Consider the following 14,918-nt stretch of genomic DNA (forward strand, 5'->3'; position numbering starts at 1 on the left):
TATTTAATCAGGAGGCGCGGTTCTGAAAAAATTTGCCGATAATCGGGATCCGAATGATATCATGTCTGTCCACTAATTTGACGAGGAACATCATGACCAAATAAATGATAAGGCCGGCAGTACAAGCGATCAGCATGCGGGCCCAGTTATCCAGACTCAAGCTGGGCTGCCGGAAAATAAATTGAACGACTGCGCCCATAATGATCATCGAAGCACCGACTTTTATCAGATCCAACCACGACATCCGGAAGTGAAGGACACGGATAACGCTCTGAAGATGCAGGATCGTGACGACGAGAATATTCACCATGATGGCAATAAGGGCACCATAGATGCCTAAATCCGGATTGGAAGCGAGCTGGACGATCAGGATCAATTTAATCGCCGCGCCAATGAATGTATTGAGCAGGGCCTTACCAGGTTCATTCAAAGCTTGTAGCGCAGCTTGTAAAGGTGCCTGAATGTAAATGAATAGCGCAACAGGTGCCATCCATTTGAGCATGTTCGCGACTTCGCCGTTATTATAGAGCAAGAGGCACAGCGGCTCTGCTAGGACGAACATAATGATCGCGAAAGGAGCCCCGGAGACCAGCGAGAGTCGAATGGCCTGATGAAGTCGTTTGTGGATTGTCTTCGAATCCTTCCGTGCAGCTGCCTCGGATAGCGAAGGAACGAGAGATACGGCCAGCGAGTAAGTTAGTGCGCCAGGCAGCATGATGATCGGGATGATCATCCCTTGCAGTGCTCCGTATTGAGCCGTTGCGATACCGGTGGCGATGCCTGCAATGGCAAGGCTCTGCATCGTTAAGATGGATTCAAAAAGATACGATAGCGATCCGACGAGTCGACCTGCGGTGACGGGGATTGAGATACCCATAATACGTTTCAGAACGCCGGTTTGATTATCTGTGACTGCATCTGTTTGAGGTGCATTCGACGTATCGTTTTTGAAGGATTTAGCTGCTGATCTTTTGTTAATCCAATAGTGCCAGAACAAAGTGAAGAATCCGCAGAATTCACCGGCCACGACACCCAACATAGCACCTGCTGCTGCGTACTCGATACCCATTGGCAGGAATAGATAAGACAGAGTGAGCATCGCAACGATACGGACCAACGTCTCGATAATCCCTGAAGCTGCGGTAGGAATCATATTTTGTTTGCCTTGGAAATATCCGCGGAAGACAGACGAGACCGCAATCACCGGAATCATTGGCGCCATACTGAGGAAGGTGAGATAGACGCGAGAATCCGTGAGCACATGTGTCGTAATCCAAGGGGCAAATAGAATACATAACAAAGTGAATAGCAAACTGATCCCAATCGTGAAAATGAGGGATACCGTCAGGATCTTACGAACCTTTGCGTCATCTTCTTGCGAATCGGCTTCGGCGACGAGTTTGGCAATCGCAAGTGGAATGCCTCCCGTAATGATGGTTACAATGACGATGAGGAAAGGGTAGCTTAATTGATACAGGCCGACTCCCTCAGCTCCAATGACACGTGGAAGCGTAATGCGAGGGATAAACCCGAGTATTCGATTAATAATACCGGCAGCGAGTAAGATCATAGTTCCTTTAATAAAAGATTGCTTGCGCAATAGGGATCCCTCTTCCTTCTTCATTTTTATGCGCATGAGTCAAGCTCCAGGCTGTCCATTCATATCTATGCATGAAAGATGCTTGACATGCAGAGGGTGATCGAACTATATTTTTCACGAGGACCGATCGTGGGCAGGATAACCCTGATGAAGGATCGAATACTACATCACAAGGGTTGATTGGACAAGCTTGTTCCCGAAAGGTTAGGAGGGACGCATCAATGAGCAATGATTGGGAATCAGACCAAAATTTAGATGAGGTATTTGCACAGCTATGCCAGAGCAAGGCCGAGGAGTTTCATTTAATTGGATATGAACATGTCACGGCAGAAGAAATCTGGGAATGTGTGAGTAATAAATATGTTAAGAAAGGCATGCCACAGCTCCATCAAGTGGTGAATGATATTCTATCGTTAAAAGCGACAAGCTTTATGAATTATATGACGATGGCTGCATTTAAGGGCTCTCCTTTTGGATAAAGGAGGGCTTTTCTCAACGCGAGGCAAGTGCAGCTTTATGAAGCGCTGATGCTGTTGCATAACTTTACTATTGTAGATAAAAACTACCTCTAAATGTGGTCGAACAGCCCTGTGAATTGACTTCGATAGAGGTTTTTCTTACATTATAAGGAAATGAAAAGGCTTCGATGCGAGTTTGGCAAATGTGCCATATTACGTCATAAATTGACTCGATTTTAGAGCGTCGCTATAATAGGAATATTGAGTATGAAAGGGGAACAGGGGACGGTATGAAAAGAGTTGTAGCTTTTTGGCTTATCGTGGTAGTGTCCGCTGGTGTTATGGCATGGACTACCCCAGGATTGTTGAAAGACATCCGGCTGGGATTAGACCTTAAGGGAGGATTTGAGATTCTCTATCAGGCCCAGCCACTAGATGCGAACGGGAAAGTAACGAAAGAAGCACTTCTCCAGACGGCAAAGAGTCTCGAGAAACGTGCGAATGCACTCGGTACGAGTGAACCGGAGATCTACCCAGAAGGAACAGATCGGATCCGTGTCAAAATTGCAGGGATAAAGAACGAAGAAGAAGTTCGTGAAATCATGAAGAAGCCTGCAGATCTAACGTTCCGCAGCGCAGAAGGTGGAAAAGCGGACGCGAAGACCGATTTGGAGAAATATCCGAAGATTGAGCTTCGTGGTGATGATTTCGTGGAGAATGGAGCGGAATTGACTTACAGCCAGCTTCGTGAACCGCAAATCGCCATCAAAATTAAAGATAAGAAAAAATTTCAAGAGATTTCTCAGCGTTTGTTAGGCAAAAACCTAGCGATTTTCTTGGATGATCGCCTATTGTCTGACCCGGTTGTTAATGGCGTCTTCACAGATGGAACAGCTGTTATCTCCGGTAGTTATAGTGTTGAAGAAGCAAAAGAAATGCGTGATACGATCAACTTGGGTGCACTTCCACTCAAATTGAATGAGAAATATTCGAACAGCGTAGAAGCGACGCTCGGACAGAAATCGCTTAATGCGACAATGATCGCAAGTCTTATCGGTTGTGGCATTATTCTGTTATTCATGCTCGTATTCTACCGCCTTCCAGGCGCGATTGCTTGCTTCACGCTGATTTCCTTCACATGGCTGTTATTGCTCGTCTTTAAGCTGGCGAATATTACTTTAACGTTGCCGGGTATTGCAGCATTTGTACTCGGGATCGGGATGGCCGTCGATGCGAATATCATAACCTACGAGCGGGTGAAGGAAGAACTACGCAGCGGGAAGAGCATTCTGTCTTCATTCAAAGCGGGTTCAAGAACATCCCTTCGTACGATCATTGACTCTCACGTGACGACGATGATCGCGGCTGCGGTATTGTTCGCGCTAGGTACAGGTACGGTTAAAGGGTTCGCGTTAATTCTGATCTTGACGATTATTACAAGTTTGCTCACGAACGTTGTCTTCTCACGGTTCTTGATGGATCTGTTGCTCAAAGATGGCGTTGGACACAAACTTGGATATTTCGGCGTGAAGGAGCGTGAAGTACGTGACCTCTAAGAACAAGAATGCGAACAAGCATTACCTGGATACAGACAAATATAAAGTCGACTTTGTTAAATTAAGCAAGTATTTCTTCACGTTCTCCATCATCATTACATTGCTCGGCGTGATTGTACTTTCTATCTTCGGATTGAATTATGGTGTGGATTTCCGTGAGGGGTCCAGTATTGATGTGACTGTGAACAAGGAATTATCCAAAGCAGAGGTAGAGCAGTTCGTTGTAGGACAAGGCTTTACGAAGGACCATACGGTTCAGACCAGCAGCGACCGTGTAACGGTTCGTCTTGGGGACGTCCTTACACACGATCAAGAAATCAAATTCAAGAAGGATTTCCAAGCAAAATTTGATCCAAAAGCATCTTTCGAGATCAATACCGTTGATGTTGAAATCGCTAGAGAGCTGCAGACCAATGCGCTGTTATCCGTTGCAATTGCAAGTATCGGGATTATTATTTATGTTAGTATCCGTTTTGAGTGGCGTTTCGCAATTGCGGCCATTATCGCCTTGCTTCATACGTCATTTATCGTTATCAGCGTATTCTCGATCTTCCGTCTGGAAGTCAACTTAACGTTTATTCTGGCAATTCTTACGATCATTGGTTATTCGATCAACGATACCGTCGTTATCTTCGACCGGATTCGTGAGAACCTGCGCTTTGCTAAAATCAAGAGCACGGATGATTTGATTCGACTAGTGAATCACAGTATTTCGCAGACAATGACACGTTCGATCAACACCGTATTTACGGTATTCATCGCTGCATTCTGCCTACTGCTCTTCGGTAGTGAATCAATCCGTATGTTCTCACTCGCAATGACGATTGGTCTTGTATGTGGTGCATACACGTCCATCTTTATTGCAAGCCCATTGTGGTTAGTGCTGAAGAATAAGGCTAAGAAGCAGAACGAAGCTTCCAAAGCGACAACTTAATTGACGGCGTGAACGAAGAGATTTACGGAAAGCCGCGTCCTCGCGACGCGGCTTTTGTGCGCGAGTGCATCCGTTTCAACTTGGAGGGGGACATATGAGGAATGATCGTTCCGCTAAGGCGGAAGCGGGGGCATGGGTAGGAATTATTGGGAATTTATTGTTAGCCGTCATGAAAGGAATTGTTGGATGGTATTCTGGTAGTAAAGCCTTACTCGCAGATGCATTTCATTCGGCTTCTGATATCGCGGGATCGCTTGCGGTCCTCGTCGGCATTCGAGCGGCGCGGATCCCGCCGGATAAAGATCATCCTTATGGTCATGGTAAGGCCGAGTCTATCGCTGCGATCGTCGTCTCTTTGCTGCTCGTGTTCGTCGGATTCGAGATTGCGCGCAGTTCGATTCTCGCGATGTTCTCAGGTGTTCATGAGGCGCCGAAAGGCTATGCGGTCCTCGCGATCATCATATCGATTATCGTGAAGGAAGCTATGTTCCAGTATAAATATCGATTAGGTCGCCAATTAGGGAGTCAGGCGCTCATTGCGAATGCTTGGGAGCATCGGTCTGATGTGTACTCCTCTCTAGCCGCGTTGGTTGGTGTTGGTGGAGCATTGGTTGGAGAATGGCAGCACTTGCCGTGGCTTCTGTATCTGGATCCGCTGGCAGGGCTTGTCGTCGCTGTTCTCGTGCTGCGAATGGGCTACCGACTTGTCGTTGAAGCCATTCACAACACGATGGATCATGTGCTGCATGACGAGGATTCGAAGGAATTGGTTGATGCGGTATTATCCGTGTCAGGTGTAATAGAGGTGGATGAGCTCCGTGCGAGAAAGCATGGACATTATGTGATCGTCGATGTGAAGCTAAGTGTGAATCCGCGGATCTCAGTGCTTGAAGGTCATCGGATTGGTAAACGAGTGAAGCAGCATCTCATGAGTCAATTCGACCATGTATCAGATGTGTTCATTCATGTGAACCCGTATGATCCAGGGTTCCCGTATAAGAGTAACCATCACATGTTGGACGATGATCATCCGACAATGCTGCAATAAACAAGCATGATGGCTTGGATGACGAAGGAGGGGGATCAATGCTTCATTCCAAAATGAAGTGGTTGCTCAAAGAAAATCCACAGCCGGAGCAAGTGCGTCGATTGGCAGAGGAGACGGGAGTATCCACTTTCATCGCGCAGATGCTCATTGTTCGAGGAATCGATACCGCCGAACAAGTGGAAATGTTCCTGCATGGGACACTTACAGATTTGCATGATCCATTCCTGCTGAAAGGAATGGCTACTGCTGTTGAGCGAATCGAACGGGCCTTAGAGCAGGGTGAGAAAATTCGCATTTATGGTGATTATGATGCAGATGGGGTTTCCAGTACGTCATTAATGATTGAATTGTTCCGCGAGCTCGGCGCGAATTTCGATACCTATATTCCGCATCGGATGACCGAAGGGTATGGCATGAATAATCCAGCGATCGATCATGCGGCGGAGCATGGTGTCGCTTTAATTGTTACGGTCGATACGGGGATTAGCGCCGTCGATCAGATTGCTTATGCGAATCAATTGGGGATTGATGTCGTCGTAACTGATCACCATGAACCGCCGGACGTATTACCAAATGCAGTTGCGCTTGTGAATCCCAAAATCCATGATTGTCCTTATCCTTTCAAAGGATTAGCAGGCGTCGGCGTTGCATTCAAATTGGCACACGCCCTATTGGGCAGAGTTCCTGAGGAATTATTGGAGTTCGTCACACTCGGGACGATCGCAGATTTGATGCCATTAACGGGGGAGAACCGGATTCTCGTTCGTTATGGCCTTGAACGTATGCGTCATTCGACCAATTTAGGCGTGCGAGCGCTATTCGAAACAGCGGATATGAAACTGCCTCAAATTGGGTCAACGCAAGTTGCATTTGCAATGGCGCCTCGGATCAATGCAAGCGGTCGATTGGAGCATGCGATGCAAGCCGTAGAGCTCCTTACGACTAGAGATGTGGCGGAAGCGAAGCAGCTTGCCGAGCATCTGGATGCCCTGAACCGGGCAAGACAAGATATCGTGGAAGAAATTACGGCAGAAGCGGTCGAACAGCTGGAACAGAAAATTGCGGGTTCCCAAGATGGATTGCTGCCTAAAGTGATTGTGCTTGCAGGTGAAGGATGGAATGTTGGGGTAATCGGGATTGTTGCCTCCAAAATTCTCGAGCGTTATTATCGCCCGACGCTGATTCTGGGCATTGATGCGGATACAGGTAAGTGCAAAGGATCGGCTCGTTCGATTGATGGATTTAATTTGTATGATGCTTTAACAGAATGTTCTGAATTATTAGATCATTATGGTGGACATGAGGCTGCCGCAGGCCTTACAATGGAGCGGGATCATCTTGCTGCATTTGAGGCGCGGATGATCTCGCTTGCTGAGCGCTGTCTCACGCCAGAGCATGAAATGGCTTCCGTTGAGATTGATCTCGAATGTAAATTGTCTGATGCGACCGTTGCATTCATTGAATCACTGGAGGAGCTTGCTCCGTTCGGAATGGCGAACCCGGCGCCTCGTGTGAAGTTGCGAAGGCTTCGGCTCAAGGAGTCCAGACAAATCGGTCAAGAGAAACAGCATCTGAAATTGACGCTCGCTGAGGGTCGGATGGAGCTGGATGCTATATCCTTCCGCAATGGCCCACTCGCGAATCTCATGAATGATGAAGCTGTACTCGATCTTGTTGGAGAACTTCAGATCAATGAATGGAACGGCCGCAGAAAAGCGCAGCTGCTCGTACAAGACTTAGCTGTTCCGTATGTGCAATGTTACGACGGACGCGGGATCCGGAATCCCCTGCAGTATATCGAGAAGACACATTCAGCTTGGGAACAAGCGGGACGTTCATCGATCTACGGCCCGAAATTGCAGGGGGTTGTTGCAAGCGATTCCTATTGGATGCAATGGGATGTGCCTCCGTTGAATGCAGAGATATTCACGTGTTTGGTGTACGATCGCGAAGTAGGATTAAGACCGATCCCAGGCATGTCTGATCAGCCGCATGTCGAGCTATCGGATCTGCAGACGATTTATCTTATCGATTTGCCAGAGGAAGTCGCTGCAGTCGATTTGATTCTCCAGCACGCCGCACGGCTCGAACGCATTTATATCCTCTACGATAACATGCCAACAGAGGATTGTTTGCGTGTTCCTTCGAGAGAGGAATTTAAACGGGTTTATGTGGATATGATGAAAGAACGGTCGTGGTCTGCTGCAGAGAATACATTTATTCAAGGTATGAAGCAGCGTACAGGACTTTCCGAACGGACTTTGCAGCATGTGATGAATGTATTCACGGAACTTGGTTTCATTCAAGAAGTTTCGGGGCGTGTCACCATCGTGGAACAGCCGCAAAAAGCAGACTTGACCACGGCGCAAGCTTATCGCGATCTTGAACGCAAGTCTGCTGTAGAAGAGCAATTATTAGCCGTATCGACAGCGCAGCTCGCGCGTCGTTTTGGGCGACAATCCGTTTAAGTAATGAAATAGAGGAGAGATAGATAGATGGATTTCAAACAACATATTCGTGTCATTGAGGATTTTCCGCAACCAGGTATTAGCTTTAAAGACATTACGACTTTGCTCAAAAACGGTGAAGCTTACCGCGAAGCCATCAATGCCATGAAGGAAATGATCAAGGACAAGCAAATTGATCTGATCGCAGGTCCAGAAGCACGTGGATTCGTCGTGGGTGCACCTCTTGCTTATGCTCTTGGCGTAGGGTTCGTACCGATTCGTAAGAGCGGTAAATTACCAGGAGAGACGATTGAAGTTGGCTATGACCTTGAGTATGGTTCAGACAAGTTGGCGATGCATAAGGATGCCATCAAACCGGGTCAGAAGGTTCTTATCGCGGATGACCTACTTGCAACAGGCGGTACAATCTGTACTTCGGTGAACCTTGTTCAGCAGCTAGGCGGCGATGTTGTCGGTGCGGCTTTCTTGATCGAGCTCGCAGAATTAAATGGTCGCGACAAACTAGAGAACATTGATGTCTTCTCATTGTTAACTTATTAATCATAATAAAGATGTATCAAAAAGAGCTGGTGTAACGTATTCGTTACGACCAGCTCTTTTTTGTATAGCTATGGATTACTTATCGTTCGACCAGCCGATTTTCTCGATGATCGTGAAGAATAAGCTAAGGAAGATCGCTACGATGGTCGCAAGCGCCATCCCTTTAAGCTCAACATGACCGATCGTCAGCTTCGCTCCACTGATCCCGATCACGATTACGAGTGTCGTGAGCAATAAGTTCGTAGGTTTACCAAAGTCAACTTTGGATTCAACCAGAATGCGAAGACCGGATGCTGCGATAACACCGAAGAGCATAAGGGATACACCGCCCATAACCGGCACAGGAATACTAGAGATCAAGGCAGAGAACTTACCGAAGAAGGACATTAGAATGGCGAAAATCGCCGCACCTGCAATAACGAAGGTGGAATATACTTTGGTAAGTGCCATAACGCCGATGTTCTCGCCGTATGTAGTATTCGGCGTCGAACCGACGAAGCCGGAGATAATGGTGGAAATCCCGTTACCAAGTAGAGAACGATGTAATCCAGGGTCTTTCGAGAGATCTTTACCGACGATGTTGCTCGTTACCATCAAGTGTCCGACATGTTCAACGATAACGACAAGGGCTGCAGGAATAATTGTGATGATAGCTGTCCAGTTGAACGTTGGCGTAGTCATATGTGGGAAAGAGAATAGGCTTGCATTCGTAACACTCTCCCAGTTCACAATACCTACGATCGCTGCAGTGATATAACCGACGATAATCCCGATCAGAATCGGAATGATTTTGAAGAAGCCGCGGAACATAACATTACCAATAACTGTTACACCCAGGGTTACAAGGGAAACCGTAATGACTTTGGAGTCTGGTGTCCAATCTGCACCGGTACCAATGAGGCCAGACATGCTAGCTGCAACCGGTACGAGCTCAAGGCCGATAACAGCGACGATCGCGCCCATCGCTGCAGGAGGGAAGAGAACGTGGATCCAATTCGTCCCTGCTACTTTAATAAGCAAGGCAACGAGACAGAAGATAACCCCAGTAACAATGAAACCGCCAAGTGCATCGGAATAGCCGTTGCCGCCTTTCATAGCGAGCACAACACCGATCGGTGAGATAAATGCGAAGCTGGAGCCTAAGTAAGCAGGAATTTGCATTTTACATAAGAATAAATAGAGCAGTGTCCCGATACCGTTCATGAGTAGAACAATACCCGGATCAATACCGAACAAATTCGGAACAAGAACGGTCGACCCGAACATAGCGAACAAATGCTGAATACTCAGGATTGCGCCTTTGCCGAGTGGAGGTCTTTCATGGACTTGAATTTCTCTTTGTGACAACAATATCACTCCCCAATAAATATAAAACCTGTACTATCTTATATAGATTTTCCGATAATTTCAACAAAAATGTGCACAAATAGACAAACCAAAGTCAGAATAGTTGACGAAGCCAGCCCAGAAGGGCATAATGATAAAAACACAGATTTATGGTCGGATTGAACCGCATTCTATGTAGAGAGGAATTGGAACGGAGCAGATGGGCATTGAAAAGTTACTTGAGAAGGCATCCGCATATATCAAACCACAGGACTTGCAGCGTATACAGGAAGCCTACGATTTTGCTGAGAAAGCCCATATCAATCAGGTGCGCAAATCGGGGGAGCCTTATATTCTTCACCCGCTTGCGGTCGCTGATATTGTGGTTAATATGCAGATGGATACGACATCCGTTATTGCGGCGCTATTGCATGATGTAGTTGAAGACACATCGGTCTCCTTGGATGCCATTCGGGAGAAATTCGGCAATACATGTGCCTTGCTCGTGGATGGTCTGACTAAACTCGAGAAGATTCAGTTCCGATCCAAAGAGGAACAACAGAACGAGAACTATCGAAAGATGTTCGTAGCAATGGCGCAGGACATTCGTGTCATTGTCATTAAGCTTGCAGACCGTTTGCATAACATGCGAACGTTAAAATATCAATCGGAAGAAAGCCAGCGTCGAATTGCTTATGAGACGTTGGAGATTTTTTGTCCAATCGCACATCGGCTCGGGATTTCCGCAATTAAATGGGAGATGGAGGATATCGCCCTTAGATATTTGAATCCGCAGCAATACTACCGGATTGCGAATCTCGTTCAGAAGAAGCGTGTAGAGCGGGAGCAGTATATTGATAATGTCATTGGACGAATCAAAGAGAAGCTAGACGAGATGGGGATCGAAGCGGATTTATCCGGTCGCCCCAAACATATTTATAGCGTGTATAAGAAGATGTCGACGAAGAACAAGCAGTTCACTGAAATCTATGATTTGCTCGCGATTCGGATCATTGTTGATAATATTAAAGATTGTTATGCGACACTCGGAATTATCCATACGTTATGGAAGCCGATGCCTGGCAGATTCAAAGATTATATCGCGATGCCAAAAGCGAATATGTATCAGTCCCTGCATACGACGGTGATTGGACCGAATGGTGAACCGACAGAAGTGCAAATCCGCACATGGGAAATGCATCGCACGTCCGAGTTCGGTATCGCAGCGCATTGGGCATACAAAGAAGGCAGTGTCGTACCTGCTGGCAATTTCGAGGATAAGATGAATTGGTTCCGCGAAATTCTAGAGCTCCAGCAAGAGACCAAAGATGCGTCAGAGTTCATGGAATCACTCAAAATGGACTTCTTCTCGGATCTTGTGTTTGTTTTTACGCCAAAAGGCGAAGTTATCGAATTACCGGCGGGATCAGTCCCATTGGATTTTGCTTATCGCATTCATACGGAAGTCGGAAATCGGACGATTGGCGCGAAGGTAAACGGTCGAATCGTACCGCTCGAACATAAATTGAAGACAGGCGATATCGTCGAAATTCTAACGTCGAAGCATTCCTACGGTCCAAGTCAGGATTGGGTCAAAATCGCACAATCCTCGCACGCGCGCAGCAAAATTAAGCAATGGTTCAAGAAAGAGCGCCGCGAGGAGAACGTAGAGAAGGGTCGAGAACTGCTCGAGCGCGAGCTGAAGCGTCTAGGACTAGAGCCGTCGGCCTGGTTAACGGATGACAAGCTGCTTGAGGTGGCGAAGAAATTCACCTTCAATGATATCGAAGATATGCTGTCTGCCATCGGCTTCAGTGGCATTACCGCAGCTCAGATCTGCACAAGACTTACGGAGAAAATGCGTAAGGAAGCGGAAGAAGCGAATTTAATTGAATTGACGAATGAAGTACGTGAAGTGAAGAGTTCGCCAGAACGGAAATCACGTCCGACGAACGGCGTTCGGGTCAAAGGTATCGATAACCTGCTCGTGCGGTTTGCACGCTGCTGTAATCCGATTCCTGGCGATGAGATTATCGGGTATATTACGCGTGGACGCGGGGTGTCTGTGCATCGAACGGATTGTACGAACATTCCGAAGGATGACGATGCTGATGAAGCAGCACGTGTCATTGAAGTTGAGTGGGAGAAGACGGTCGAAGCGAACTATAGTGTTGATATTGAGATTACAGGACTGGATCGCCGCGGTATGCTAAATGAAGTGCTTCAGGCGGTATCCGAGAGCAAGACGAATATTTCGGCGGTATCGGGTCGTTCGGATAAGAACAAAATGTCGCTCATTCATATGACGATTCTCATTCGGAACAATGATCATTTGCAATCCGTCGTCGATAAAATTAAGCGTGTCAGAGATGTCTATTCCGTTCATCGGATGATGCAATAGAGGAGAATTGTGGTTCATGAAAGTCGTGGTACAGCGTTGTAAAGAAGCAAGCGTCATTGTCTCGGGTGAGACCATCGGTCAAATTGAATTCGGATTAATGCTGCTCGTGGGCATCACCCATGAAGATACAGAACAAGATGTTCGGTATGCTGCGGATAAAATTGCGGGGCTACGTATCTTTGAAGATGATCAGGAGAAAATGAACTTCTCTGTCGTGGATGTTGGCGGACAGATTCTATCGGTCTCCCAGTTCACACTCTACGGTGATGTTCGCAAAGGGAAACGTCCGAACTTCATGGCTGCGGCTCGTCCCGAACAGGCGGAAAAGTTATACGAACTCTTCAATGCGAGATTGCGTGAGCTAGGCTTGGTTGTAGAGACCGGGCGGTTCGGGGCAATGATGGATGTCGTCTTTACAAATTCAGGCCCCGTCACCTTGATCGTGGATTCGAAGCAAGAGTAAGCAAGAACACCCAGATGGATTAAGAGAGCTCCGATCGGGAAGACTAGGGAGGTACCAGTCTTACGTGAAGGAGCGATTGAGTTGCGTTCATCGAAGAAAGAAATGGCCATGCGACGAGCAGATGCTCGAATTCTTGGCAATGATATGCATGAGACGATGCGGATGGGCGTCAGTCGGAGCGGGAACGAGTTCGCTTCCGAGATGATGATTCCAACGAAGCGTAATCAGGATTGGAATGGAACGGGGAAATGAAGCGCTTTATTTTTTGTAATATAACTGTAATGTTAATTAAACAATCCGATAACATTGCCGGTCTATACTACAAACATGACCCCCTTTTTAATATAACTTTTGGACCTACAATCGAATTTGTAGGTTTTTTTCTGTCTTCTTATCGAATTCAGCCCCAAAGAGGCAACCAAATCTTGACTTTCCTACACTAACTCGCTACAATCATATAATAAGTTTATGAATCTTTGATTCGTTGAAGGGATAAAGTACTTCACCCCACATAGACAGAGAGGGATCCCCAGGCTGTAAGGATCCTTATGATGGACGAACGAATAGACCTCCCTGAGAACAAACGGTGAACCGATGAGCTTCGATGCGAAGCCTTCGCAGTAATCGATTTGCGTGTCACGGGCGTTAACCGTAAAGCGAGCGATATTCATCCTGAATTATGGGGATGTAGCTCGAAATGTGGGTGGTACCACGGGTGAATGTGAACACAATCTCTCGTCCCTGTTCTGATGACAGGGGTGGGGGATTTTTTTTGTTACTATAGGATTTTTCGGGGTCCCCGCAAAGTACCTGGATGGACTTCGAAGTTAATGCATCACTTTGTGGGGTATTTTTTAGACGGAGGGAATCGAATATGGCATTTCAGAAGCCTACGGGCACACAGGATATTCTGCCTGGGAATGTAGAGAACTGGCAGTTTATTGAAGAGAAAGCACGTGACTTGAGCCGCAGGTTCAATTACAAGGAGATTCGCACACCGATTTTTGAGCAGACTGAATTGTTCGAGCGCGGTGTTGGAGAGACGACAGACGTCGTCGAGAAAGAAATGTATACGTTCCGTGATAAAGGCGACCGCAGCATGACGCTTCGTCCGGAAGGTACGGCAGGCGTGGTTCGTTCCTATGTTGAGAACAAGCTCTACGGGGAGCCGGATACATGCAAGTTGTATTATATCGGTCCGATGTTCCGTTATGAGCGTCCGCAAGCAGGGCGTCAGCGCCAATTTCATCAGTTCGGGATCGAAGCCTTCGGTGCGGTAGACCCGAGTATTGATGCGGAAGTTGTGGCGTTCGGTTATCAGTTCTGCCGCGAGATCGGATTACAAGGTGTAAAGGTGGAGATCAACTCCATCGGGAACCCAGCCGTTCGGGCAGCTTATCGCGATACATTGCTCAATTTCTTGAATCCGCTACGGGACAAACTCTGTAAGGATTGTCAGTCTCGTATGGATCGTAATCCACTTCGTGTATTGGATTGTAAAGTGGATCAGCAATATTTCACGGACGCACCATCGATTCTAGATAGTCTGGACGAAGAATGTGCGACACACTTCGAGAAGGTGAAGCAGCATTTGACCGCGATGGGTGTGGAATACACGATTAATCACCGTCTTGTACGGGGGCTTGACTATTATACGCATACTGCGTTTGAGTATAAAGCACAAGGCATCGGCGCGATTGATACGATCGGCGGCGGTGGGCGATACAACGGATTGGTTGCTGGTATTGGCGGCCCGGATCAACCGGGTGTCGGATTTGGAATCGGCCTGGAGCGAATCGCACTAATTCTGGAGAAGCAGGGCATTGTGATTCCACAACCGAAGCCGCTCGATGTGTACCTGATTGCACTTGGCGAGCAGGCGGAGGATGAGGGTACGAAGCAGCTGCATATTTTACGGACACAAGGCATCATTGCGGAGAAAGACTACCAGGGACGTAAAATGAAGGCGCAAATGAAATCAGCTGACCGGATGCAAGCTCGCTTTACCGCGATTTTAGGTGATGACGAGTTATCCCGCGGAGAGATTGCGCTGAAATCGATGACTACAGGGGAGCAGAAGATGGTACCACTTGCTCGCTTAGCTGAAGAAATCATTAAATAGGT

General features: G+C 47.2%; 12 protein-coding genes. 10 read left to right on the forward strand and 2 right to left on the reverse strand.

The genetic code is table 11. The features are described 5' to 3' along the window. Window positions 1-7 precede the first annotated feature (7 nt). A complete protein-coding gene (gene spoVB, locus ACFQZR_RS11135) occupies window positions 8-1,636 on the reverse strand; it encodes a stage V sporulation protein B (RefSeq protein WP_379345758.1) in 1,629 nt (542 codons plus the stop codon). A gap of 185 nt (window positions 1,637-1,821) precedes the next feature. Here spoVB and ACFQZR_RS11140 point away from each other — a divergent pair, with 185 nt between their 5' ends. From ACFQZR_RS11140 to ACFQZR_RS11165, 6 genes are all read left to right on the forward strand, one after another. Beyond that, window positions 1,822-2,079: a post-transcriptional regulator gene (locus ACFQZR_RS11140; protein WP_018757063.1), complete on the forward strand. Its 258-nt coding sequence runs from the start codon at window positions 1,822-1,824 to the stop codon at window positions 2,077-2,079. 269 nt (window positions 2,080-2,348) lie between these two features. After that, the gene (secD, locus tag ACFQZR_RS11145) at window positions 2,349-3,614 is read left to right on the forward strand and encodes a protein translocase subunit SecD (RefSeq protein ID WP_018757064.1); all 1,266 of its coding nucleotides are present in this window, start codon (window positions 2,349-2,351) and stop codon (window positions 3,612-3,614) included. After that, window positions 3,604-4,548, forward strand: a complete 945-nt coding sequence (secF, locus tag ACFQZR_RS11150; protein ID WP_379345760.1) for a protein translocase subunit SecF — start codon at window positions 3,604-3,606, stop codon at window positions 4,546-4,548. Before secD ends, secF begins: the two co-directional genes overlap by 11 nt. A 94-nt stretch (window positions 4,549-4,642) precedes the next feature. Continuing rightward, window positions 4,643-5,596: a cation diffusion facilitator family transporter gene (locus ACFQZR_RS11155; protein WP_379345762.1), complete on the forward strand. Its 954-nt coding sequence runs from the start codon at window positions 4,643-4,645 to the stop codon at window positions 5,594-5,596. 38 nt (window positions 5,597-5,634) lie between these two features. Then, window positions 5,635-8,064 (forward strand): single-stranded-DNA-specific exonuclease RecJ, encoded by a 2,430-nt coding sequence (recJ, locus tag ACFQZR_RS11160; protein ID WP_379345765.1) that lies wholly within the window; start codon window positions 5,635-5,637, stop codon window positions 8,062-8,064. A gap of 27 nt (window positions 8,065-8,091) precedes the next feature. Beyond that, a complete protein-coding gene (locus tag ACFQZR_RS11165; RefSeq protein ID WP_379345767.1) occupies window positions 8,092-8,604 on the forward strand; it encodes an adenine phosphoribosyltransferase in 513 nt (170 codons plus the stop codon). 75 nt (window positions 8,605-8,679) lie between these two features. Here ACFQZR_RS11165 and uraA read toward each other — a convergent pair whose 3' ends face one another. Beyond that, window positions 8,680-9,951 carry a uracil permease gene (uraA, locus tag ACFQZR_RS11170; protein ID WP_379345769.1) on the reverse strand — a complete coding sequence of 424 codons (1,272 nt, stop codon included), beginning with the start codon at window positions 9,949-9,951 and terminating at the stop codon, window positions 8,680-8,682. 199 nt (window positions 9,952-10,150) lie between these two features. Between uraA and ACFQZR_RS11175 the strand changes: the two genes are divergently transcribed. The 4 genes from ACFQZR_RS11175 (at window position 10,151) to hisS (ending at window position 14,916) form a co-directional block, all read left to right on the forward strand. After that, complete coding sequence (locus tag ACFQZR_RS11175) at window positions 10,151-12,331, forward strand: RelA/SpoT family protein (RefSeq protein WP_379345771.1); 2,181 nt, start codon at window positions 10,151-10,153, stop codon at window positions 12,329-12,331. A gap of 16 nt (window positions 12,332-12,347) precedes the next feature. Then, window positions 12,348-12,794: a D-aminoacyl-tRNA deacylase gene (gene dtd / locus ACFQZR_RS11180; protein ID WP_018757071.1), complete on the forward strand. Its 447-nt coding sequence runs from the start codon at window positions 12,348-12,350 to the stop codon at window positions 12,792-12,794. 108 nt (window positions 12,795-12,902) lie between these two features. Continuing rightward, entirely contained in the window at window positions 12,903-13,046 is a 144-nt protein-coding gene (locus tag ACFQZR_RS11185) for a hypothetical protein (RefSeq protein WP_379345774.1), read from the forward strand. A gap of 622 nt (window positions 13,047-13,668) precedes the next feature. Beyond that, window positions 13,669-14,916 carry a histidine--tRNA ligase gene (gene hisS, locus ACFQZR_RS11190; protein WP_379345776.1) on the forward strand — a complete coding sequence of 416 codons (1,248 nt, stop codon included), beginning with the start codon at window positions 13,669-13,671 and terminating at the stop codon, window positions 14,914-14,916. Window positions 14,917-14,918: the final 2 nt, after the last annotated feature.

The organism is Paenibacillus sp. GCM10027629 (assembly GCF_042676425.1).
GTDB classification, from domain to species: domain Bacteria; phylum Bacillota; class Bacilli; order Paenibacillales; family Paenibacillaceae; genus Paenibacillus_K; species Paenibacillus_K terrigena.

Coding starts and splice junctions, on each gene's coding strand:
- secD (WP_018757064.1), top strand. CDS start 2,349: ATGAAAAGAGTTGTAGCTTTTTGGCTTATCGTGGTAGTGTCCGCTGGT.
- ACFQZR_RS11140 (WP_018757063.1), top strand. CDS start 1,822: ATGAGCAATGATTGGGAATCAGACCAAAATTTAGATGAGGTATTTGCA.
- ACFQZR_RS11155 (WP_379345762.1), top strand. CDS start 4,643: ATGAGGAATGATCGTTCCGCTAAGGCGGAAGCGGGGGCATGGGTAGGA.
- recJ (WP_379345765.1), top strand. CDS start 5,635: ATGCTTCATTCCAAAATGAAGTGGTTGCTCAAAGAAAATCCACAGCCG.
- hisS (WP_379345776.1), top strand. CDS start 13,669: ATGGCATTTCAGAAGCCTACGGGCACACAGGATATTCTGCCTGGGAAT.
- ACFQZR_RS11165 (WP_379345767.1), top strand. CDS start 8,092: ATGGATTTCAAACAACATATTCGTGTCATTGAGGATTTTCCGCAACCA.
- spoVB (WP_379345758.1), bottom strand. CDS start 1,636: ATGCGCATAAAAATGAAGAAGGAAGAGGGATCCCTATTGCGCAAGCAA.
- ACFQZR_RS11185 (WP_379345774.1), top strand. CDS start 12,903: ATGCGACGAGCAGATGCTCGAATTCTTGGCAATGATATGCATGAGACG.
- ACFQZR_RS11175 (WP_379345771.1), top strand. CDS start 10,151: ATGGGCATTGAAAAGTTACTTGAGAAGGCATCCGCATATATCAAACCA.
- dtd (WP_018757071.1), top strand. CDS start 12,348: ATGAAAGTCGTGGTACAGCGTTGTAAAGAAGCAAGCGTCATTGTCTCG.